The following is a 20742-nucleotide window of genomic DNA, read 5'->3' on the forward strand; positions in this document are numbered from 1 at the left end:
CGCGGAGGGCAGGGGCGTAGCGGGACCGCGGCAGCGCGGACGGCAGGGGCCTGGCGGGGCTGCCGCAGGCTGTAGTGGGTCTGTCACGGATCTCCGGCAGGGGCGACAGGAACTCCGTGGGTAGGACACACATCGGCAACAAGCCAGAAATCAACAAACTGTTCAAGTCGCCTACGGTCTGATGCTGCCCCCCAAAGCTCCGCGTCCCCGCGACCTCGCAATCCCGCTGCTCCTGGAGTAACCATGGCAACCACCACACCCGTGCATCCCGTCGACGAGGTCCCACCCGTACGCCAACTGGCAGCCTTCGGACTCCAGCACGTGCTCGCGATGTACGCGGGGGCGGTGGCGGTTCCGCTCATCGTGGGCGGGGCGATGAAGCTGTCGCCCGCGGACATGGCGTATCTGATCACCGCGGATCTGCTCGTGTGCGGGATCGCCACACTGATCCAGTGCGTGGGTTTCTGGCGCTTCGGAGTGCGGCTGCCGATCATGCAGGGCTGCACCTTCGCGGCGGTCTCGCCGATGGTCCTCATCGGGGCGACGGGCGGCGGACTGCCCGCGATCTACGGTTCGGTGATCGTCGCGGGTCTCGCGATCGTGCTGCTGGCGCCCGTCTTCGGAAGACTGCTCCGCTTCTTCCCGCCGCTCGTCACCGGCACGGTGATCCTGATCATCGGGGTCTCTCTGCTGCCGGTGGCGGGCAACTGGGCGGCCGGCGGCGCGGGCGCGGCGGACTTCGGTGAGCCGAAGAACCTGGCGCTCGCGGGCTTCGTACTGGCCGTGGTGCTGGGTGTGCAGCGGTTCGCGCCGGCCTTTCTGAGCCGGATCGCGGTACTGATCGGTATCGCGGTGGGTCTCGCGGTCGCGGTGCCGTTCAGCTTCACGGACTTCGGCGGGGTCGGCGACTCCGACTGGGTCGGGATCAGCACGCCGTTCCACTTCGGGGCGCCCAGCTTCCACGCCTCGGCGATCATCTCGATGCTGGTCGTGGCGCTGGTGACGATGACCGAGACGACGGGTGACCTCATTGCGGTCGGTGAGATGACCGACCGGAAGATCGAGCCGCGGTCGCTCGCCGACGGCTTGCGGGCCGACGGCCTCTCGACCGTCCTCGGCGGGGTGTTCAACACCTTCCCCTACACGGCGTACGCACAGAACGTGGGCCTCGTCGGTATGACCCGCGTCCGCAGCCGCTGGGTCGTCGCCGCTGCGGGCGGCATCCTCGTCCTGCTCGGCCTGCTGCCCAAGCTGGGCGCGGTGGTCGCGGCGATACCGGCTCCGGTACTCGGCGGCGCGGGTCTGGTGATGTTCGGGACGGTCGCCGCGAGCGGGCTGCGGACGCTGGCCCAGGTGGACTTCAAGGACAACCACAACCTGACCGTCGTGGCCGTCTCGGTGGCCATCGGCGTGCTGCCGGTCGGGGTGCCGACGGTGTACGAGAAGTTCCCGGACTGGTTCCAGACGGTGATGAACAGCGGGATCAGTGCCGGGTGCCTGACGGCGATCGTACTCAATCTACTCTTCAACCACCTTCCCACCAAGGGCGGTTCACCTGCTCCTGAGCCGGCGGGTCCGACCGACGGCGGCAGTGACGAGGCTGTCGAGAAGTCCCTGAAAGAGGTCGTCTAGGTCGTCTAGGACATCGCGGCGCAGGCCGTTCATCTTGGCCGAGCCCCGGTGGATCTGCCGGATCACCCCGCTCTCACGGAGCACCCGAAAGAGGTGCGTGGACTTGGTGACCGGCAGATCGAGGTGCGGTCGGGAAACAGTGGCGGGAATCGACGTCGGGAAACCTCACCGGGGAGGCACAGAACGGCCGAAGGGGTGCCGGTGTGCTGCCTGTTCGGCAGTCACCGGCACCCGTTCCGTCAGGCGGTCGGCATCAGGCCGCCAGGGCGGCCGGCTCCACGTGCGCCGTTGTGACCGGCTCCCTCGTCGGCTCGCCGGCCTCGGCGAGCAACGCGGCCAGGGTGGCCCGGGCGCGCGCCACCCGGGAGCGGACCGTGCCGATCGGGCAGCCGCTGAGTTCGGCCGCCTCCGCGTAGGGCAACCCCATCAGCTGGGTGAGGACGAAGGCCTCGCGGCGCTCGTCGGGCAGAGCGGCCAGCAGATCGAGGAGTGCGATGCCCTCGTCGAAGCCGGGCAGGTCGCACGGCTGGGCGAGCTCCACCGCCAACTGCCAGTCGCGGGTATCGCTCAGCCGCGGCCGGGCGGCGGCGTGCCGGAAGCTGTCGATCACCGCACGGCGTGCGATGGACAACAGCCATGCGCGGGCCGAGGAACGTCCCTCGAACCGGTGCAGGCTGCCGAGCGCCCGCAGGAACGTGTCCTGGGCAAGGTCGTCGGCGGCCTGGGGGTCTGAGCTGAGATGGGCGACGTACCGCACGACGTCGCGGTGCAGGGCCCGTACGAAGCGCTCGACGGCGTCCGGGTCGCCGCCGCGGGCGGCCAGCGCCCAGGCGGTTATCGACTCGTCGACCGACGCCGTGTCGTCGAGCGGAATGGGCAGGGCGGAAGTGATCACCAGGTGTCCTTCTCGGGTCATCCGCGATCCGGACCGCCGCGCCGGGCGCGACGGATCCGGTCTGGGGTGGGGCCGTACGACCGCAGGAGGTACGACCGAGACCCGAGGCACGCGACAGCGCCGCCTCGGGGAACCGGCTGTCTCAGACGACAGCGGTCCCCGTCGGCGGGCCCCGAGAAGTGATCGCGTGAACGAGAAGGAGACGGGTGGGCGCCCGGTCCGAGGAGGCCCGGCCGGCGCGCACACGCGGCCGGTGCGGCGGAGTGGGCAGCGCGTGCAGCAGCCGCAGCGGTGCGACCAGTCGGCCGGTCAGGGCCCGCAGGATGCGGAACGCGGCGCGTTCGCCGTACCCGAGCCACAGGCCGCACAGCAGCGCGGCCACCAGGTGGGCGGCGAGCATGCCGACCGCTGACAGGCCACCCATGCCGTGGCCCATGTGCGCCGTGGGGTCCGCGGTCATGTTCCCCATGTCCATGGGGTCCATGTGCATCGAGCCCATGTGCGTGGCGTCCATGTGCATGGAACCCATGTCGTGTCCCATGGCGTCCACGCCGGAGGCCCTGACCGGCGTCATCGACTTCCCGGCCGACTGCGCGAGCGAGAACGCCGAGTGGAGTACGCCCTGGGTGACCACCACCACCGTCACGACGAGCGGGAGCCCGCGTTCACGGCGGGCCAGGCACCAGCCCAGACCGCCCGTCACCACGGCTGCCGCACTCATCGCCCACCAGGGCACGGGGGAACCCGACATCAACACGTGCCCCAGGGCGGCGAGCAGCACACAGACGGCCGCGAACATCGCGGCCCGTACCGTGCGAGAACACCACCCAGCAATCATGACGAAGCTCATCCTTGCATCCGGAGCTCATGCGTCAGGTGCAGTACGGGAATAACCCCCGTTCCACGCTCAACACTGTGCGGGTGATCCAGAACACATCACCTGCCCGGCGCCCAAAGGGCGTTCGGACCGACGCCCGGTGGAGAGCGCCGGCACAGACGTGCATCAGAGCTGGTACGGCAGGCGTGTCGCCGTACGGCTCAGAGTGAGTCCTCCGTCGGGCGGACCACCACCGCCACCACCCTGACCGCCCCGCTGCGCTGGAAGTGCAGCGTGAACGGCACGAGATCGCCCGCGCGCCACCCCGCCTTCGCCCGCAGCGTCACATCCAGACCGTGCGGGGACATGGTGAGGCCCCCGCGAGCCGGGACGGTCACCGACTCCACCGTGTCCCGGTACGCCACCGCGCCGCCGGTCGTGCGGTGGCGGCTGAGCTCGATCCCACCGTCCAGGGCGGACGAGGCGACCTTCAGCAACCTGTCCTCGCCGTCTCCCGAGTTGGAGATCCGGAAGAACGCGGCGGTGTCCCGGTTGTCGCCGTACGGAAGGAACACGCGTCCGGAGACGACCTCGATCTCCGCCGGAGTGCCTGCCCTGCCGAAGGCCGTCCAGGTGGTCAGGGCGCCCAGCGCGACGGCGCACGCGGCGACGGGCGCGAGCGCGGCGAGCAGGGTGTCGGTGAGCCGACGGCGGGTCGGGCGCCAGAGGTTCTCGGTCATCACTGGTGGCTCCCGGGTTGGGGCGAGCTGCGGACTCGGTCGAGCGGCCTGCGGCCCCGGCCGGGTGACCTGCGGCCTCGGCCGCGTGACGGCTGCCAGGCGCGCAGCCGCAGGCTGTTGCCGACCACCAGGACCGAGCTCAGCGACATCGCCGCCGCGGCGACCATCGGGTTGAGCAGACCCACCATCGCCAGGGGGACCGTCAGCACGTTGTAGCCGAAGGCCCACAGGAGGTTGACGCGGATCGCGCCGAGGGTGCGCCGGGCGAGCAGTACGGCGTCGCCCAGGACCTCGATGTCACCGCGCACCAGGATCACGTCGGCGGCCCCGATGGCGGCGTCCGTGCCGGTGCCCATGGCGATGCCAAGGTCGGCTCCGGCGAGCGCCGCGGCGTCGTTCACGCCGTCTCCGACGACCGCGACCCGGCTGCCTTCCGCCCTCAACTCCCGTACGAGGGCGGCCTTGTCCTCGGGGGTGCAGCGGGCGTGCACCTCCTCGATGCCGAGTGCGGCGGCGACGGACCTGGCCGGTGCTTCCCGATCCCCGGTGGCGAGGACCGGCCGTACACCGAGGCGAACCAGCCGGTCGACGGCGCGGTAACTGCCGGGTCGTACGACGTCACCGACCTCGATCAACGCCTCGGCAACCCCGTCCACGCGGACCGACACAGGGGTGTGTGCGGCGGCCTCCGCCGACGAGAGCGCGTCCGCCAACGTCGTGGGCAACTCGCCGTCGGGTACCACGACTTCGATGAGACGGCCCTCGGCCCGGCAGCGAACTCCCCGGCCGGGCGAGGCGCGGAAGTCGACAGCTGTCGGCAACGACTGTCCGGGCAGGGACCGGCGCGCGTACGACACGATCGCGCGCCCCAGCGGGTGTTCCGAGCCCTGTTCCGCCACGGCGGCCAGCCGTAGCGCCTCTTCCCGTCCCAGGCCGCCCGGTACGGCGGTGACGCGGGCGACGGTCATCTGGCCGGAGGTGAGCGTGCCGGTCTTGTCGAGGACGACCGTGTCGATGTGCTGAAGCGCCTCCAGAGCCTGGGGACCGCTGATCAGGACGCCTAGTTGGGCGCCCCGGCCGGTGGCGGCCATCAACGCCGTCGGGGTCGCGAGGCCCAGCGCGCAGGGGCAGGCGACGACGAGTACCGCCACGCACGCGGTGACCGCCGCCTGCGGATCGGCTCCGGCGCCGAGCCAGAAGCCGAGGACGGTGACGGCGAGCGCCAGCACCACCGGCACGAACACCCCGGCCACCGAGTCGGCCAGCCGCTGCGCCCGCGCCTTCCCGGCCTGAGCATCCGTCACCAGCTGAGCGGTGCGTGCCAGTTGAGTGTCGGCGCCGACCGCGGTAGCGCGTACGAGCAGCAGTCCGCCGGCATTGACGGCGCCGCCCACGACCGCCGAACCCGGCCCCACCTCGGCCGGCTCGCTCTCCCCGGTGACCAGGGACAGGTCCACGGCGGAGCTGCCTTCCACCACCTCGCCGTCGGTGGCGACCCGCTCGCCGGGCCGTACGACGAATACCTGGCCGCGCCCCAACTCCTCGATGGGAATGCTCCGTTCGGTGCCGCCGTCCTCACGGACCGACACTTCCTTGGCCGCGAGACCCGCGAGCGACCTCAGCGCCGCCCCGGTCCCCCGCCGCGCCCGCGCCTCCAGGAACCGCCCGCCCAGCACGAACAGCGGTACGCCGGCGGCCGCTTCGAGATAGACGTGCGCCACGCCGTCCGCCGCGGAGGGCAGCAGGCTGAACGGCATCCGCATCCCCGGCTCGCCCGCTCCCCCGAGGAAGAGCGCGTACGCGGACCAGGAGAAGGAGGCCACCACGCCCAGTGAGACCAGCGTGTCCATGGTCGCCGTCGAGTGCCGAAGACCGCGCAACGCCCTTACGTGGAAGGGCCAGGAACTCCACACCGCGACCGGTGCGGCCAGCATGAAGCACAACCACTGCCAGTTGCGGAACTGCAGGTCCGGCACCATCGACAGCACAAGGACCGGGACGGCGAGCAGCGCGGTGACGACAAGCCGTTCCCGCTCGCGCCGCGCGTCCTCGGAATCCCCGTCGTCCTCCAGTTGACGCGGCTTCGGGGCCTTCGGCAGGGCGGCCGTGTAGCCCGCCTTCTCGACGGTGGCGACGAGTTCATCCGGGCGGACATGGGGCGGATGGCTGACGTGGGCGCGCCCGGTGGCCAGGTTGACTGTCGCGGTGACTCCTTCCAGCTTGCCGAGCCGCTTCTCCACGCGCCGCACGCAGGCCGCGCAGGTCATGCCACCGACCGTCAGATCGGTGGTCACCACCAACTGACCGGTGCCGAGCGCGGGTTGTGTGGTCATGGCGTGCCTCCGCCGTACATGTCACCCATGTCTTCGCTCATGTCACCGTCGCCACCGCCACCGTCCTTTGTGCCGGTGCCGGTGCCGGTGCCGTGCATGGCGGGTGCCACGGGACCGGCGGCGGATCCGGCGGCGTACGACACCGAGAAGAGCAGGGCGAGGAGCAGGACGAAGCCGCAGAGGGCAGGCGGTGGAATGAACTTCCGAGACGTCACACCGCAGGAGTCGGGTCCGGGGAAGGAGGAGTTCCCGGGGGTCCGGGTGACGCGCGCCACACCCGGCTCTCGGCGGAAGCAGCCCGTGCGGAGCGCGCGGCCCAGCTGGAGCGAGTAGTTCCGCAAGCCCGCTGGAACGTCTCCATCGGCCCCAGCTCCCTTCAGCGAACGCCGATGCCCCCGTCGGTCAGCCCGTCCGCCGCCCCCAGATCGGCCCGAACCGCTCCCACTCCTCGTCCCACTGGTCCATGCGCCGCCGTTCCAGCCGGCCACGGACGAGCTGCCCGCACACGAAGGGCCCAGCCGCGACGCTCAGGCCGATAAGGACGCCCACCATGGAGGCTCGCAGCTGGGCCTGGGACGCGGTGGCGGGCCTGGTGACGAGGCGGCCCTCAGGGTCTGTCCAGACGGTGACCGGGGTGCCCTCGGTGGTGCCGGTGTCCACCCGCGCCTGGCCGGTACGGGCGGAGCCGTCCGGCGCGGTCCAGCGGACCTTCGCCCAGACCCGGTCGGCGCCGCTTTCCGTGCGGGTCGACTCGGTCGCGTCCGCCATGAGCTGTGCCGGGACGGAGTGCCACTCGGCGCGCTGCCGGGCCAGACCGTGCTCCACCGACTGTGCCGCCGCCAGGCCGGAGAGCACCCCGCCGAACACGGTGAGCGCCCAGGCGACGAGTACGACCCAGGCCTCCAGAGCGTCACTGCGACGCCGCAGCGGATTGCGCCGCCATCGCCACAGCCACACCTTCGGAACACGGAATGCCGCCATGACTGGCGTCCTCCTCACGACCGCACGAACCCACCACATCCCCCTCCCATACGCGACCGGTCCTCGCGTTGCTCACGCCGACTCCGTCGACTCGCCCGTTTCAGGATCTCGCCCCCGCCGTCGGCGCTCGGCGGGGACGGCCGAAGATCCAGTCTGACCTGCGGAAACAGCGAGTCCGGAGGTGACTGTCAGTGCCGGGGTGCAGACTGGCCCCGTACCTGAGACAACGACGTCGCGGAGGTGGTCGGCATGACCGACGTACTGCTCACCGTGGGCACCCGCAAGGGGCTCTTCATCGGCCGACGGCGCGCCGGCGCCTGGGAGTTCGACGAGAGTCCGTACTTCAACGCGCAGGCCGTGTACTCGGTCTCCATCGACACCCGGGGCGAGACACCCCGGCTACTGGCCGGAGGGGACAGCGCGCACTGGGGCCCGTCCGTCTTCCACTCCGACGACCTGGGGCGCAGCTGGGCGGAGCCGGCGCAGCCCGCCGTCAAGTTTCCCAAGGACACCGGGACTTCGCTGGAGCGGGTGTGGCAGCTGCATCCTGCCGCGGCGGAGCCGGACGTGGTGTACGCGGGCACGGAGCCGGCCGCGCTGTACCGCTCGGAGGACCGGGGCGAGTCCTTCGAGCTCGTGCGTCCGCTGTGGGAGCACCCCACGCGGTCGCAGTGGGTGCCCGGCGGCGGCGGGGAGGGACTGCACACCATCCTCACCGACAAGCGCGACCCGCGCGCCGTGACGGTCGCCGTCTCCACGGCCGGGGTCTTCCGCACGGCCGACGGCGGCGCGAGCTGGACACCCTCCAACTCCGGTGTCTCCGCGGTGTTCCTGCCCGATCCGAACCCGGAGTTCGGCCAGTGCGTACACAAGATCGCACAGGACTCGGCGACCCCGGACCGCCTCTACCTCCAGAACCACTGGGGTGTGTACCGCAGCGACGACGCGGGCGGCCGGTGGATCGACATCGGCGAGGGCCTGCCCTCCACCTTCGGGTTCGCGGCGGCCACGCATCCGCACCGCGGTGACACGGCGTACGTCTTCCCGATCACCGCGGACGCGGACCGCGTCCCGGCGGAGCACCGATGTCGGGTCTTCCGCACGGCCGACGCGGGCAAGAGCTGGGAGCCACTGACGGCCGGCCTCCCGGCGGAGGACCACTACGGGACGGTGCTGCGCGACGCCCTGTGCACGGACGGCGCGGATCCGGCAGGCGTGTACTTCGGCAATCGCAACGGCGAGGTGTACGCGTCGGCGGACGACGGGGACAGCTGGCAGCAGCTGGCCTCCCATCTGCCGGATGTCCTCTGCGTACGCGCCGCGGTCGTCGACTGAGACTCCGGAGGTCCCGCACGCCCATGAACGCACGCATCACCGCCGGGACACTCGGTCCCATGCCGCTCACAACCCCGCCCGGGAGGCGCCTTGTTCGTCAGTTCAACGGTCAAGCTCGGTCGCGCTCCGGCCATCGGTTGATCTCCGCCCTGTGTACGGCAGTAGGGTGACGCCCGTGGCACCACGACCGTTGAATGAAATCGTCGAACCGGGCTGGGCGAAAGCCCTGGAACCCGTGGCCGGACAGATCGCCGCGATGGGGGACTTCCTGCGCACGGAGATCGCCGCGGGACGCACCTACCTCCCGGCGGGGGCGAATGTCCTACGCGCCTTCCAGCAACCCTTCGACGAGGTGCGCGTCCTCATCGTCGGCCAGGATCCCTACCCCACTCCGGGGCATGCCGTGGGTCTTTCGTTCTCGGTCGCGCCCGAGGTACGTCCGCTGCCGGGCAGCCTGATCAACATCTTCCGGGAGCTCAACACCGACCTGGGCTTGCCCCAGCCGTCCAACGGCGACCTCACGCCCTGGACGCAGCAGGGCGTGCTGTTGCTCAACAGGGCGCTCACGACCGCCCCGCGCAGTCCCGCGGCGCACCGCGGCAAGGGCTGGGAGGAGGTCACCGAGCAGGCGATACGCGCGCTGGCCGGGCGGGGGCGCCCGTTGGTGTCGATCCTGTGGGGCCGCGACGCCCGCAATCTGCGCCCGATCCTCGGCGAACTGCCCTCGGTGGAGTCCGCCCACCCCTCCCCCATGTCGGCGGACCGCGGCTTCTTCGGTTCCCGGCCGTTCAGCCGGGCCAACGAGCTGCTGACCGGGCAGGGAGCCCAACCGGTGGACTGGCGCCTGCCGTGACCCGCGCCGGCCCGCGGCCCGGTGTGCTGGCGGTGGACTCGGGAGGTTCGGGGCTGCGCGTGGCGCTCGCCGTGGACGGGCAGGTGCACGGGGTTCCGCTGACGTCGAAGGAACCGGTGCGCACCGGCCCGCGCGGTATCGACTCCGGACACCTGCTGGAGCAGCTGTTGCCGATGGCCCGGCAGTTGATGGCCGCCGCGGGGATCGAGGAACTCGGCGCGGTCGCCGTCGGAGCCGCGGGCCTGGCCACTCTCGGCGACGAGTTGCGCGCCGAGCTGCCGGCGGCGCTGGAGCGTGAACTCGGCGTGCCGCGGCTCGCGCTGGCCGCCGACGCGGTGACCGCGTATGTGGGTGCGCTCGGCCGACGGACGGGTGCGGTCGTCGCCGCGGGCACGGGCATGATCGCGGTCGGCACGGACCTGAAGAGCTGGCGCAGGGCCGACGGCTGGGGCCATCTGCTCGGCGACTGCGGCGGTGGGGCCTGGATCGGCCGCGCCGGTCTCGACGCGGCCGTGCGGTCCTTCGACGGGCGCCGTGGCGGATCGGCGGTGCTGCGGGCGCGCGCCGAGGAGATGTTCGGTCCGGTACCCGGCCTGCCGGGCGCACTGTATCCGCGGACCGACCGGCCCGCCGTGCTCGCTGCCTTCGCACCCGAAGTGGCCGCCTGCGCAGAGAGCGACCAGGTCGCGGCGGGCATTCTCCGCGCGGCCGCGCGGAGCATCGCCGAGTCGGCGGCCGCCGTGTGCCCGCGCGCGGGAGAGCCGCAGGTCGCCCTCACCGGTGGCCTGTTCAAGATGGGCGCCCCCCTCCTCGTACCCCTGAGAGAGGAACTCGCGGAGCAACTGCCGCACGCCCGGGAGGTACCGGCCGCGGGTGACCCGCTGCACGGCGCCGTCCTCATCGCCGTCGACCTGGCGAGCGACGAACTCACCCTCCCCCGGGACGGACGGATGTTGCACACGGTGGCCGAAGGGACGGAGAAATCCTCTCGTCGTAGTGATCACTTCTGATCCGTACGTAACTCATCAGACAAAAGCGGACGGATACCGCTCACCTGCACCCTCCCCGAACAAGGGAACCCAGGAAACCAGTAACATTCGGCGCCATGAGCTCCCCCACTGGGCCCGCGTCCGGCCTGCCAGTACGAATGCCGCGACCCCGCCAGCCCGGGCGGCACCGCCGTCCGGAAGCCCTGGTGGCTCCCGAGGGCGCGCCCGCGCTCGTCCTCGCGGTACCGGGCACCCCCAGCGCGGCCATACGCAGCCTCACCGAGGAGGTCGTGAGCATCGCGCGCTCCGAGCTCCCCGGTCTCGACGCCCGCATCGGGTACCTCGACGGGGACGACGCCGAGTTCCCCACACTGCAGTCCGTACTGGTCCGCGCCTCCGAGGAGCGCACCGCCCGCATCGAGCAGTCCCGTGCCGCCGGTGCGGACGTGGCCGAGCCCGACGGGCCCGTGGCCGTCGTGGTGCCCCTGCTCGCCGGTCCGGACAACGCGCTGCTGCGCCGGATCCGCCAGGCCGTCATGGACAGCCGCGTCGCGGCGGACCTGGCCGATGTGCTCGGCCCGCACCCGCTGCTCGCCGAGGGGCTGCACGTGCGCCTGTCCGAGGCGGGTCTGGCCCGCGCCGACCGTGCCCGGCTGTTCACCGTGGCGACCGCCGCGGACGGCATCATCCTGGCCTCCGTGGGCGGCGAGGAGGCTGTGCAGGCGGCCGGGATCACCGGCATGCTGCTGGCCGCGCGGCTCGCCGTGCCGGTGATGGCGGCGGCGCTCGACGAGGAGGGCTCCATCGCGGCCATCGCCGAGCAGCTGCGCGACTCCGGCTCCCAGAATCTGGCCCTCGCGCCGTATCTGATCGGTCCCGAGCTCGACGCGGGTCTGCTCGACGCGGCGGCCAAGGAGGCGGGCTGTGCCGCCGCCGAGGCGCTCGGCCCGTACCCGGCCATCGGCAAGCTGGCGCTGGCCAAGTACACGGCGGCGCTGGGCATCGCCCCGCAGCAGCCGCAGGGGGCGCCGGTGCGCTGAGCCCGGCACCACAGAGAACGCGAAAGGGCCCGCTCCCATGGCAGGAGCGGGCCCTTCGCGTGCGTGCGGCAGCCAGGGTCTGTCCGGCGGAGCCGGCCGGAGCGAAACCAGCATCGCCCTGTAAGGCCGGGGCGCGGGGGCTGGCGCGTGCAGTTGCGAGGCGGAGGAGGGCGACGACGCGATGGGGCCCCCTCCCGCGAAGCCGAGGGCAGGGGAGTCGGCAACCGACGACAACGCCACCTGGGTCCCCCCACGCCCTTGAGGCAGCGAGGAAGGGGGTACCTAGACCCCGCTCCCCCGGCCGGATCCACCGGACGGACGCCCTGGGCCAGCCGAAGATCACACCGGATCATGGCGCGGGAGCCCGGCGTGATCCGCCGGACAGGACCTGGGTCAGCCGAAGACCACGCAGGATGCCGCGGGAGCGTCGACCGAGCCTCCCCGCCTGGGTACGCCCGTGTCGGGGTCGACCGCGAACCAGGTCACGTCGCCGGACCGTTCGTTGGCGGCGTACAGGAAGCGTCCTGAGGGGTCGAGGGCCAGTGCGCGGGGCCAGGTACCGCCACAGGGCACCGTGGCGACCAGCCGCAGTCCCTCGCCCGCCGCGTCGGGCACGAGCACGGAGACCACGTCCTGGCCGCGCGTGGCCGTCCAGACGAAGCGGCCGTCGGGCGACACGACGATGCCGGACGGGTACGCGTCGCCGTCCGGCACACCGGGCAGCACCGAAGTCTCGCCGACGGGCCGCAGCGCGCCTTCGGCGGCGTCCCAGCGGCAGACGGTGACGGTGGGGGCGAGCTCGTTGAGGACGTACGCGTGCTCGCCGCGCGGGTGAAAGGCCAGGTGACGGGGTCCGGAGCCGGGGCGCAGCGCTGTCTCGCGGTGCAGCGTGAGCTTTCCGCCGTCCATCTCGCACACCCGCACGGAGTCCGTGCCGAGGTCGATGCTCACCGCCCAGCGGCCGCTCGGGTCGGGCTGCACCTGGTGGGCGTGCGGGCCGTGCTGGCGCGGGGTGTGCGGGCCGGAGCCGGTGTGCTGGAGCACGCTGGAGGCGGCGCCCGCGAGCCCTCCGTCGGCGCGGACGGGGACGGCGGTGACACTGCCCGAACCGTAGTTGGCGGTCAGGACGTGTCCGGCGAAGACGCTGAGGTGCGTCGGGCCGCTGCCGCCGACGCGCACGAGCTCCCCCGTCAGTACCGGCTTGTCGCCGGTCACGCGGTAGGCGGCCAGCGCGCCGTCGGCCGTCTCGCTGACCGCGTACAGCATGTCCCGGGCGGGTGACAGGGCGAGGTAGGACGGGTCGGGGACGCCGTCCACCGCGCTCAGGACGGTCAGCGCGCCGCTGACCGGGTCCACGGTCGCGGTGAGGACACCTAGGCCCCCCGCCGCCGTGAACGAGCCGATGAACGCCCGCTGCCACCGCCTGCCGCCGTCTGCCACTGGGGTCCCCTCTCGCTCCCGTGTTTGTCGGGGGCGACGGTAGCAGTCCATGATCCGAGGTCTAGACCAGGATCGCGCCACGGGCGCGTTCATGTGCCTCCGGGTGGTGGACGTACGCGGGATGCCGCTCGACCGCCTCGTAGGTGCGGTGGAAGACGGGGGTGGCGCTGCCCGAGATGGGCGGGACGATCCACGACCAGTCCGCGCCGACCCTGCGACCCTTGCGTTCCTCGCGTCCCAGGTGGGTGAGGAAGCGCCGGGACTCCGTGTGGTGGTCGGTGACCGTGACGCCCGCGCGGTCGAAGGAGTGCAGGACGGAGCGGTTGAGTTCGACGAGCGCGCGGTCCTTCCACAGGGAGCGGTCGGTGCGGGTGTCGAGGCCGAGGCGCTCGGCGATGTGCGGCAGGAGGTCGTAGCGGTCGGTGTCGGCGAGGTTGCGGGCGCCGATCTCGGTGCCCATGTACCAGCCGTTGAAGGGTGCGGCCGGGTAGCAGACGCCGCCGATCTCCAGGCACATGTTGGCGAGCGCGGGCACCGCGTGCCAGCGCAGTCCGAGCGTGCGCCACCAGGGGTACTCGGGGTGTGCGAGCTCCACTTCGAGCACCGCGTCCGGTGGCAGCGCGAACCAGCGGGGCCTGTCCTCGGCACCCTGGATCACCAACGGCAGTACGTCGAAGGGGGTGCCGGGGCCGCCGGGCCAGCCGAGCCGCCGGGCGAGCGCCGTGAGCCCGGCGTTGCGCGGATCTCCGGTCACTCCGCCGTCCGGGCGTGCGTAACCCGCGTACCGGATGAGCTGTTCGTTCCAGATCCGCGGCCCCGGGCGGCCGGGTTCGTCGGGGGCGAAGACCGTGATGAGCGCACGGATCCGGCCATCGCGGGTCGCCTCCCGCAAGTGGTCCGCCGCCGCCTCGGCGACGTCCTGTGTGTCCCGCACGTCCCGGCGGTCGTGCACGCGCAGGGAGTGCCAGTAGAGCCGTCCGATGCACCGGTTGGCGTTGCGCCAGGCGACGCGTGCGCCGAAGACGAGTTCCTCGGTGGTGTGGCGGTACGTCCCCCTCTCCGCGATCTCCCTGTGCGCGGCGGCGATCCGCCGGGCCGGGTCCCCGAGGCCTTCCTCGGCGTGGTGGAGGGTGAGGAACTCGGCGGCGGCGCGGTGGAGTTCGTACGGGGTGGGCGGGGGGCCTGCGGGGTGGGGCGCGGCCGGGCCGGTGACGTCGCCGGGAACCGCGGAGTCCTTGGCGGAACCGCCGGTCACCGGCTGCTCCCGCAGGTCTGTCACCGAGGTGGATCGGCCCGTCGGCCAGGGGCAGTTATCGGCGCCGGCAGGCACGTACCGCGCGCCCGGATCGGCGCCTTTGTCGTGTCGGGCGCCGGGGTCCGAGTCCACGGCTCCCCCTTGGTCCGTTCCCTCTCGCCCACGGCCGCCCGGGGTCCGTTCCAGGCACCCTCCCGGTTCCCCGGACCACGGCGCCGGGAGACCCGGGGTTCCGTCGTCGGTGAAACGCTCCCCATGTCCGGATCCGTGCAGGAAATTGCGCATGGTGCACCCCCAAGGGGTTCGGCCCGCGGACCGCTCCCGCACGGTCCGCGGGCTCCGTGCGTCTGATAGCCGCGGAGTTACCCGGCCGGGGTCCTGATCCACCCTCTACGTGTCCGGAAAAGTTCCCCATTCCGGGGTTTGGTGTCCATGCGCCGACGTCAGGCGCTGATGAGTCGGGGGGCGTGCGGAGGAGGCGTGGCCACCCTCTCGGTCGACCGTGGCCCGCGGCAGTCGACGTGAGCCACTCTTCAGGCGCCGGCCAACGGGGAGTACCGCGAGCTGCGCAGGGGCACCGCGAGTTCGGCCAGTGCCCGCTCCAGGCTGTGCAGGTGGGCGAGCGCGGGCTCGGTGGCAGCGGGGTGCGGCAGGGTTTCGGCGGCTCCGGTCGGACCGCGACGTTCTCTCTCGCTGACCGTCAGAGCCTCCACCGCCGCCTTGACGCGGCTGCAGGCCGCGGCGAGGCGAGCGTCATGGCTCGCGTCCGGGTCGGCGGCGACGGCCACCAGCCCGCGCACTTCGCGGGCGCAGCCGTCCAGCAGCGTGATGACCTGGCCGGCCCGTGCCTTGCGCGCGCGGGACGGGTTGAGCGGATGCACCAGGGGAGCGAGCGCCATCCGGACACGTGCGAGCAGCACTTCGAGCTCGGCCGCGTGCGGTGCGGGGTCCGCTGTCTGCGAGCCCGCGAGACGGGCGGCGGCTTCGGCGGTCGCCGCGTGAACACAGCGCAGCGCGCGCTGGATCCACGCGTCGTTCGTGGCGTGGGTGGTGACCGGCAGCACGAGAACCACGGCGATCGCGGCTCCCACCGCGCCGATGGCCGTCTCCTCCAGACGCAGGACGAGAAGGCCGAGGTCCAGAACTCCCAGCAGGCCGTAGAGCAAGCCCGCCATCACCGTCACCGCCAGCACCATCCAGCTGTACGAGACGGCGGCCGTGTAGAAGATCCCGAAGACACAGACCGCGACCAGGACCGCGGTCGGTACCGGCGCCCCGTGCAACGGGATGGCGATCAGGAGGCCGACGCCAATGCCCACGACCGTGCCCAGCACCCGGCGGAATCCGCGGACGAGGGTCTCGCCCCGCGAAACCGTGTTGACGAAGATCCACCAGACGGTGCCGACGGCCCAGTACCAGCGGTCCCCGGACAGCGCCTGCCCGAGGACCAGGGCGAAGGCGCAGGCCACGGTGGCCTGGAAAGCCTGCCGGGTGGTGGGGCGAGCCAGTCCCGTGCCGGGCAGCGGCCGGGGCGCGGGAGCGGGAGGAGCCGCACCGCGCTCCAAGGGCCAGAGAACGAAACGTACGAGGCCGGCGGCGCCCAGGGCCAGGCCCACGGCGGCGTACAGCTCGGGCAGTTGCTCCGGGACGGCGTGCAGGAACTGCGTGATGAAGAAGTTCATGAACGCGAAGATCCCGAGCGTATGTCCCCGAGGACCCCAGCGGCGGGCGTACACCCCGCCGAAGACCACCAGCAGGAAGGCCGCGTCTCGGGCCGGGGTCACACCGTGCAGCAGGGTCGCCAGGGCCAGTACGGGAAATCCGGCGACCGGCAGCAGAGCAGTGGTCACCCGCTGGGCGCGCACTGTCGCATCGGCGACCGTGAAGAGGGCGAGCAGGGCCGCAAGTCCCCCGGTGATGGAGGCCGTCAGGGACAGTCCGACGAATTCCGGCACGGCGACGGCGAAACCGGTGCCGATGACGGCACGACATGAGTTCCTCAGCCTGACCTGCCCCGGATCCGGAGCCACGAGCATTCTCTTCACGGCGTTCCGCCCGCCCCCTCGACTGCCTCTTGCCGGAGCGCGGGCGCCCGGGGTGGCGGGAACTCGCGAACACGACTAAGCGCCGCGGTCCGGTACGGCCTCGTTGCCGTCCGGCGCTGCGCGGCGCCGATTGTGCATGGATACAGCACAGATAAGCATCCGCAGGCCCAACGGCTCAACTCGTGCTCGAACCACTGGGCCATTGGCCCATCATAGGAGAGTGGTGCCGGTCAAGGAGCCGACCAACGGACCATGGTGGTGGCCGATGACGGCAGACGCTCTTCGGTGTGTAGGTCGAAAGAACCGGGGCACCTGAGGTCTCGGAGGCTGATACCGAGCTTCCCGCGCTTCCGGTTCCTCCGGTGGTCACATCCGGTTTCTTCGGTTGTTCCTTCCGGCTGCTCCGGTTGTTCCGCGGGCGGGTACGGCAGCCGGTTTCGAGAATTTCTGCCGGGAAGGACAACAATGATGTCGAAGTCCGCATCCCCCAAGTACACGGTCCCCGGGCTCAGTACGCACGAGGGCGGAGTGATCATTGATCTGTTGCGTATGCGCCTTCATGCGCTCAACGACCTTTCTCTGACTTTGAAGCACGTTCACTGGAATGTCGTGGGCCCGCATTTCATCGCCGTGCACGAAATGCTCGATCCTCAGGTGGATCGGGTGCGCGAAATGGCCGACGACGCCGCCGAACGCATCTCCGCCCTCGGCGGGGTACCGGAAGGCACACCGGGCGTTATCGTCGCCGAGCGGACGTGGGACGACTACGGCGTCGGGCGGGCCGACGCCATCGCCCACCTCGGCGCCCTCGACCTCGTCTACACCGGCATCATCGAGGGCCACCGCGCGGCGATGACCGAGGTCGGCAAGAGCGACGCGGTGACGGAGGATCTCCTCATCGAACAGCTCCGCTCTCTCGAGCAGTTCCAGTGGTTCGTGCGCGCTCACCTCGAGAGCTCGGGCGGAACCCTGTCCACGACCCACTCCCACACCGAACGCCAGGCGGCCGAGGACGCCCAGCCGGACAGGACCTAGCGGCACCCTTCCACGCGTGGCATTTCACGCGCGGTGGCGGCAGACATCGGCGAAGGCCCGGACCCGGCAAGGGGTCCGGGCCTTCGCGTGACGCACCGTACGCACTACGTCCGCACGTCAGGCGGTGCGGCTCACTTGCAGGGGACGTAGCTGCGGACTGTCGTGCCGTTCTCGCCGGTGTGGACGCGGACGAGGTCGGAGAGGAAGTGGACGAGGAACAGGCCGCGGCCGCCCAGCTGTTCGGGACGCACCGGGTAGCGGCCGGCGAGCGGGTCGGCCAGGTGTCCGTCGTCCTGCACCTCGCAGACGATCTGCTCGCTCTCCGCCCAGATCCGCAGGGTTCCCGAACCGCCCCCGTGCACCACGCTGTTGGTCGTCAGCTCCGCGACGACCAACGCCAGATCCTGCAGACGGGCATGGCTCATCCCCCGCTCCCCTGCCTCGTGCAGCGCGAAGTCGCGAGAGGTCGGCAGGTCGTCCGTGTCGAAGTGGACCGTCGCCGCTCCCGGCGGATGACGCAGGGGCTCGTTGCAGCGGGCGAGCACCGGCTCCAGCGCGTAGGCGATGCTGGCCCGCTCCCGGCCCCCGTCGATGACGACGGGGTGCGTGGCGTGCGCGTCGGCGATCACGTCGGCGGAGAGAGCCCGTGCGTCGTAGGGGCACAGGATCGTCACGTCGCGCCCTTGGAAGGCCATGTTGATCAGTGCCTCGTGCTGAACGCAGGCCGGGTACTCCACCTCGGTGCGGCCGGGCCATATCGGTTCCCCGATGATGCGGACACGGCTGTCGGTCCTGGCGTCGGCGAACGACCGCAGGACCGACGGGATGATGCGGCCGGGGTTCCGCCCGGCCTGAGTCATGTCGACGAAGTGCACGTCGGCGGCGGCCGCGCCGAGTTCGGCTCGGATCAGCTCAAGTCGCGAGACGGGCGCGGCCACGGCGACCGGCTCCGCGGCGGCCATGCCGTCCAGGAGGAACGGCACGGTCCCGTCCACGTACTCCTGGTCACTGCAGTAGAACAACGCGGGGTGGGCGAAGGGCTCTGTCCGGGTGGCCGAGTTCGTCATGCGGCCACCTCGATCGTCCGGAGCTCCGGCCAGAACAGCTCAAGGATCCGCGGGAGTTCGGGCGGCGGCCGTTCCAGCACCAGACGCCGTCTCTCGTTCAAGCCCCGTGCGGTGCGCGCGAGGTCGGAGGCACCGGCGACATCGACGAACGTGATCGCGGACAACTCGAGAAAGCAGACGTGCTCGCACTGGCCGGACACCTGCTCCAGAGCCTGCCGCCAGACGGGACGCGTGGAGGGGCTGATCTCGCCGACGAGCCGGATGCCGGGTCGCTCCGCGAGCTCGTACAGCCGGAGCACAGCTCCGCCGAGCTCGGACGGGGCAGCCCCCGCCGTCGACCCGTCATCGCCGTACGCCATGTCCTCCCCCGCCTCTCGGAACCCCGCCGTACACCATTGGGGCCCCGGCTCTCGGAACCCGCCGTACGCCGTCGCGGCCCCGGCTCTCGGCGCCCAGGATACCCGGCAGCTCCGGACCGCGGCCGGCTCGCCGGAGGGCCGGACCGCACGGTGAGGGCAATCCCAAGATTCTTGGGAATCCGGTGGTGTGATCTCTGCCAACCGGGGCATTCGAGCTGTGTCAACGATGCCTTCGAGGATTTGGGGTGGGCGGCATGGCAGCCGTGACGGTGCTGGAGACAACGGCCACGGCACAGCGGACGGTCGACATGGGCGGGGTGGACGGCGAGTTGGCGCTTCCGTTCATCGAGGACCCGTCGAAGGTCAAGCCGAAGGACGCGCGTGAACTCTCCCGCCAGTTCTTCGACCGGCTCGCCGTACTCGAAGAGGGCACCCACGAGTACCAGTACGCGCGCAACACCCTGATCGAGATGAACCTCTCCCTGGTCCGCTACGCGGCCGGCCGCTTCCGCAGCCGCGGCGACTCGATGGAGGACATCGTCCAGGTGGGCACGATCGGTCTGATCAAGGCCATCGACCGCTTCGAGCTCACCCGCGAGGTCGAGTTCACCTCCTTCGCCGTCCCCTATATCGTCGGCGAGATCAAGCGCTTCTTCCGTGACACCAGTTGGGCGGTGCACGTACCCCGCCGACTGCAGGAGGCCCGCGTCGAGTTGGCCAAGGCCACGGAGGAGCTGCAGACCCGGCTGGACCGTATGCCCACCACGCGCGAGCTGGCCGAGCTGATGTCCCTGCCCGAGGAAGACGTCATCGAGGCCCGCAAGGCGGCGAACGCCTACACCTCCACGTCCCTCGACGCCGCCCTCACCAGCAACGGCGCGGGAGAGGGTGAAAGCGCTCTGGCCGACTTCATCGGCGAGGAGGACCCCTCCCTCCAACTGGTCGACGACTTCAACTCACTGGCTCCGCTGATCGCCGAACTCGACGAACGCGAGCGAGTGATCGTCCACCTGCGCTTCGTCGAGGAGCGCACCCAGGCACAGATCGGCGAAGACCTCGGTATCTCCCAGATGCATGTCTCCCGGCTGATCACCCGCATCATCAAGCGTCTTCGCACGGGGCTGCTGGACCCGGCCGTCGCCTGAGTCCACGCCTTCCAAGGCTCCGAGCCTTCCACGGCTCCGATCCCGCTGTCCCGGCGGTCACCCCTCCACACGGTGACCGCACGGCACGGCGGGATCCGTGTGTACAGCCCCCCGTCGGCACCACGACACCTCGGAGCCCGGACGGACCGAGAGGGTCCTGTGTATCCCCATCTCGCGTTCCTATGCCTCCTTACCTGAAATTTTTTGGCCACGCGGGAGTTCCGGCCACCACTTTGTTCATCGCATGATTTCTGGGTTAGCCTGCGGCGTATTTTCTCAGCGGGCGCATCCGTGATTCTGCGGGAATGCTGCGGACTACACATAGACCGTGCGTGAGTCCGGCGTGGTTCCGAGTCCCGTCCCGGGACTCCTGGGGAGCGGAACGAGGGTAAGCATGACCGTGACAGCAACCGGGCCTTCGAGCCGAACGCCTGGCGAACAAGAACTTCGTCAGCTGCTGGCGGGACTGACCGCCGTGCGCGACGGGGACTTCGGCACACGTCTGCCGGATGATGCCGGCGGCCTCCTCGGCGACATCGCCACCGTGTTCAACGGGATGGTCGACCAGTTGTCCGTGTTCACCTCCGAAGTGACCCGCGTGGCACGGGAGGTCGGCACCGAGGGCACCTTGGGCGGGCAGGCGGAGGTCCCCGGTGTCTCCGGCACCTGGGCCGATCTGACCGACTCCGTCAACGCCATGGCCGGCAACCTCACCACACAGGTCCGTGACATCGCGCAGGTGGCCACGGCCGTCGCCAAGGGCGACCTCTCCCAGAAAATC

The 20742-nt window shown here is 71.2% G+C and carries 19 protein-coding genes and 1 pseudogene; 8 read left to right on the forward strand and 12 right to left on the reverse strand.

The genetic code is table 11. The annotated features are described in order from the left end of the window. Window positions 1-243: 243 nt before the first annotated feature. On the forward strand, window positions 244-1632 hold the full coding sequence (locus tag ACFWP7_RS17725) for a nucleobase:cation symporter-2 family protein (RefSeq protein WP_384382442.1): 1389 nt from the start codon (window positions 244-246) through the stop codon (window positions 1630-1632). Here ACFWP7_RS17725 and ACFWP7_RS17730 read toward each other — a convergent pair. The 7 genes and pseudogenes from ACFWP7_RS17730 to ACFWP7_RS17760 form a co-directional block, all read right to left on the reverse strand. Next, window positions 1552-1770: pseudogene (locus ACFWP7_RS17730) on the reverse strand (transcriptional regulator); the annotation flags it as partial. The gene ACFWP7_RS17725 and the pseudogene ACFWP7_RS17730 sit on opposite strands and share 81 nt — an antisense overlap. Before the next feature lie 115 nt (window positions 1771-1885). Beyond that, entirely contained in the window at window positions 1886-2527 is a 642-nt protein-coding gene (locus tag ACFWP7_RS17735; RefSeq protein WP_384382443.1) for a sigma-70 family RNA polymerase sigma factor, read from the reverse strand. Between the two features lie 142 nt (window positions 2528-2669). After that, a complete protein-coding gene (locus ACFWP7_RS17740; protein WP_384382444.1) occupies window positions 2670-3365 on the reverse strand; it encodes a hypothetical protein in 696 nt (231 codons plus the stop codon). Window positions 3366-3565: 200 nt separating this feature from the next. Then, window positions 3566-4084: a copper chaperone PCu(A)C gene (locus ACFWP7_RS17745; RefSeq protein ID WP_384382445.1), complete on the reverse strand. Its 519-nt coding sequence runs from the start codon at window positions 4082-4084 to the stop codon at window positions 3566-3568. Further along, window positions 4084-6417 (reverse strand): heavy metal translocating P-type ATPase, encoded by a 2334-nt coding sequence (locus ACFWP7_RS17750; RefSeq protein ID WP_384382446.1) that lies wholly within the window; start codon window positions 6415-6417, stop codon window positions 4084-4086. The genes ACFWP7_RS17745 and ACFWP7_RS17750 overlap by 1 nt, the downstream gene beginning before the upstream one ends. Beyond that, complete coding sequence (locus ACFWP7_RS17755) at window positions 6414-6758, reverse strand: hypothetical protein (protein ID WP_384382447.1); 345 nt, start codon at window positions 6756-6758, stop codon at window positions 6414-6416. Before ACFWP7_RS17755 ends, ACFWP7_RS17750 begins: the two co-directional genes overlap by 4 nt. 61 nt (window positions 6759-6819) lie before the next feature. Beyond that, window positions 6820-7398, reverse strand: coding sequence for a hypothetical protein (locus ACFWP7_RS17760; RefSeq protein ID WP_384382448.1), 579 nt, complete (start codon window positions 7396-7398; stop codon window positions 6820-6822). 249 nt (window positions 7399-7647) lie between these two features. On the opposite strand from ACFWP7_RS17760, the gene ACFWP7_RS17765 reads away from it, so the two are divergent. The 4 genes from ACFWP7_RS17765 to ACFWP7_RS17780 all read left to right on the forward strand — a co-directional run bounded on the left by ACFWP7_RS17765 (window position 7648) and on the right by ACFWP7_RS17780 (window position 11615). After that, window positions 7648-8733 (forward strand): WD40/YVTN/BNR-like repeat-containing protein, encoded by a 1086-nt coding sequence (locus ACFWP7_RS17765; RefSeq protein ID WP_384382449.1) that lies wholly within the window; start codon window positions 7648-7650, stop codon window positions 8731-8733. A gap of 175 nt (window positions 8734-8908) precedes the next feature. Beyond that, entirely contained in the window at window positions 8909-9586 is a 678-nt protein-coding gene (locus tag ACFWP7_RS17770; RefSeq protein WP_384382450.1) for a uracil-DNA glycosylase, read from the forward strand. Next, complete coding sequence (locus tag ACFWP7_RS17775) at window positions 9583-10596, forward strand: N-acetylglucosamine kinase (RefSeq protein ID WP_384382451.1); 1014 nt, start codon at window positions 9583-9585, stop codon at window positions 10594-10596. The genes ACFWP7_RS17770 and ACFWP7_RS17775 overlap by 4 nt, the downstream gene beginning before the upstream one ends. 95 nt (window positions 10597-10691) lie before the next feature. Next, window positions 10692-11615: a sirohydrochlorin chelatase gene (locus ACFWP7_RS17780; protein ID WP_384382452.1), complete on the forward strand. Its 924-nt coding sequence runs from the start codon at window positions 10692-10694 to the stop codon at window positions 11613-11615. Between the two features lie 393 nt (window positions 11616-12008). Here the strand turns inward: ACFWP7_RS17780 and ACFWP7_RS17785 are convergent, their stop codons facing one another. From ACFWP7_RS17785 to ACFWP7_RS17795, 3 genes are all read right to left on the reverse strand, one after another. After that, window positions 12009-13055 (reverse strand): lactonase family protein, encoded by a 1047-nt coding sequence (locus tag ACFWP7_RS17785; RefSeq protein WP_384382453.1) that lies wholly within the window; start codon window positions 13053-13055, stop codon window positions 12009-12011. Between the two features lie 61 nt (window positions 13056-13116). Continuing rightward, window positions 13117-14310 carry a nitric oxide synthase oxygenase gene (locus tag ACFWP7_RS17790; protein ID WP_384382482.1) on the reverse strand — a complete coding sequence of 398 codons (1194 nt, stop codon included), beginning with the start codon at window positions 14308-14310 and terminating at the stop codon, window positions 13117-13119. Between the two features lie 533 nt (window positions 14311-14843). Continuing rightward, a complete protein-coding gene (locus ACFWP7_RS17795; protein WP_384382483.1) occupies window positions 14844-16346 on the reverse strand; it encodes an FUSC family protein in 1503 nt (500 codons plus the stop codon). A gap of 537 nt (window positions 16347-16883) precedes the next feature. Between ACFWP7_RS17795 and ACFWP7_RS17800 the strand changes: the two genes are divergently transcribed. Next, window positions 16884-17390 (forward strand): Dps family protein, encoded by a 507-nt coding sequence (locus tag ACFWP7_RS17800; RefSeq protein WP_384382454.1) that lies wholly within the window; start codon window positions 16884-16886, stop codon window positions 17388-17390. 131 nt (window positions 17391-17521) lie between these two features. Here the strand turns inward: ACFWP7_RS17800 and ACFWP7_RS17805 are convergent, their stop codons facing one another. Continuing rightward, window positions 17522-18457: an anti-sigma factor RsbA family regulatory protein gene (locus ACFWP7_RS17805; RefSeq protein WP_384382455.1), complete on the reverse strand. Its 936-nt coding sequence runs from the start codon at window positions 18455-18457 to the stop codon at window positions 17522-17524. Beyond that, on the reverse strand, window positions 18454-18816 hold the full coding sequence (locus tag ACFWP7_RS17810) for an STAS domain-containing protein (RefSeq protein ID WP_384382456.1): 363 nt from the start codon (window positions 18814-18816) through the stop codon (window positions 18454-18456). Before ACFWP7_RS17810 ends, ACFWP7_RS17805 begins: the two co-directional genes overlap by 4 nt. A gap of 308 nt (window positions 18817-19124) precedes the next feature. Here ACFWP7_RS17810 and ACFWP7_RS17815 point away from each other — a divergent pair, with 308 nt between their 5' ends. Together ACFWP7_RS17815 and ACFWP7_RS17820 are read left to right on the forward strand one after the other, a co-directional pair. Then, window positions 19125-19961: an RNA polymerase sigma factor SigF gene (locus ACFWP7_RS17815; RefSeq protein ID WP_384382484.1), complete on the forward strand. Its 837-nt coding sequence runs from the start codon at window positions 19125-19127 to the stop codon at window positions 19959-19961. 394 nt (window positions 19962-20355) lie between these two features. Beyond that, on the forward strand, window positions 20356-20742 hold a 387-nt coding region (locus ACFWP7_RS17820; protein WP_384382457.1), incomplete at its 3' end, for a HAMP domain-containing protein.

Source organism: Streptomyces sp. NPDC058470 (assembly GCF_042721055.1).
Lineage (GTDB): Bacteria > Actinomycetota > Actinomycetes > Streptomycetales > Streptomycetaceae > Streptomyces.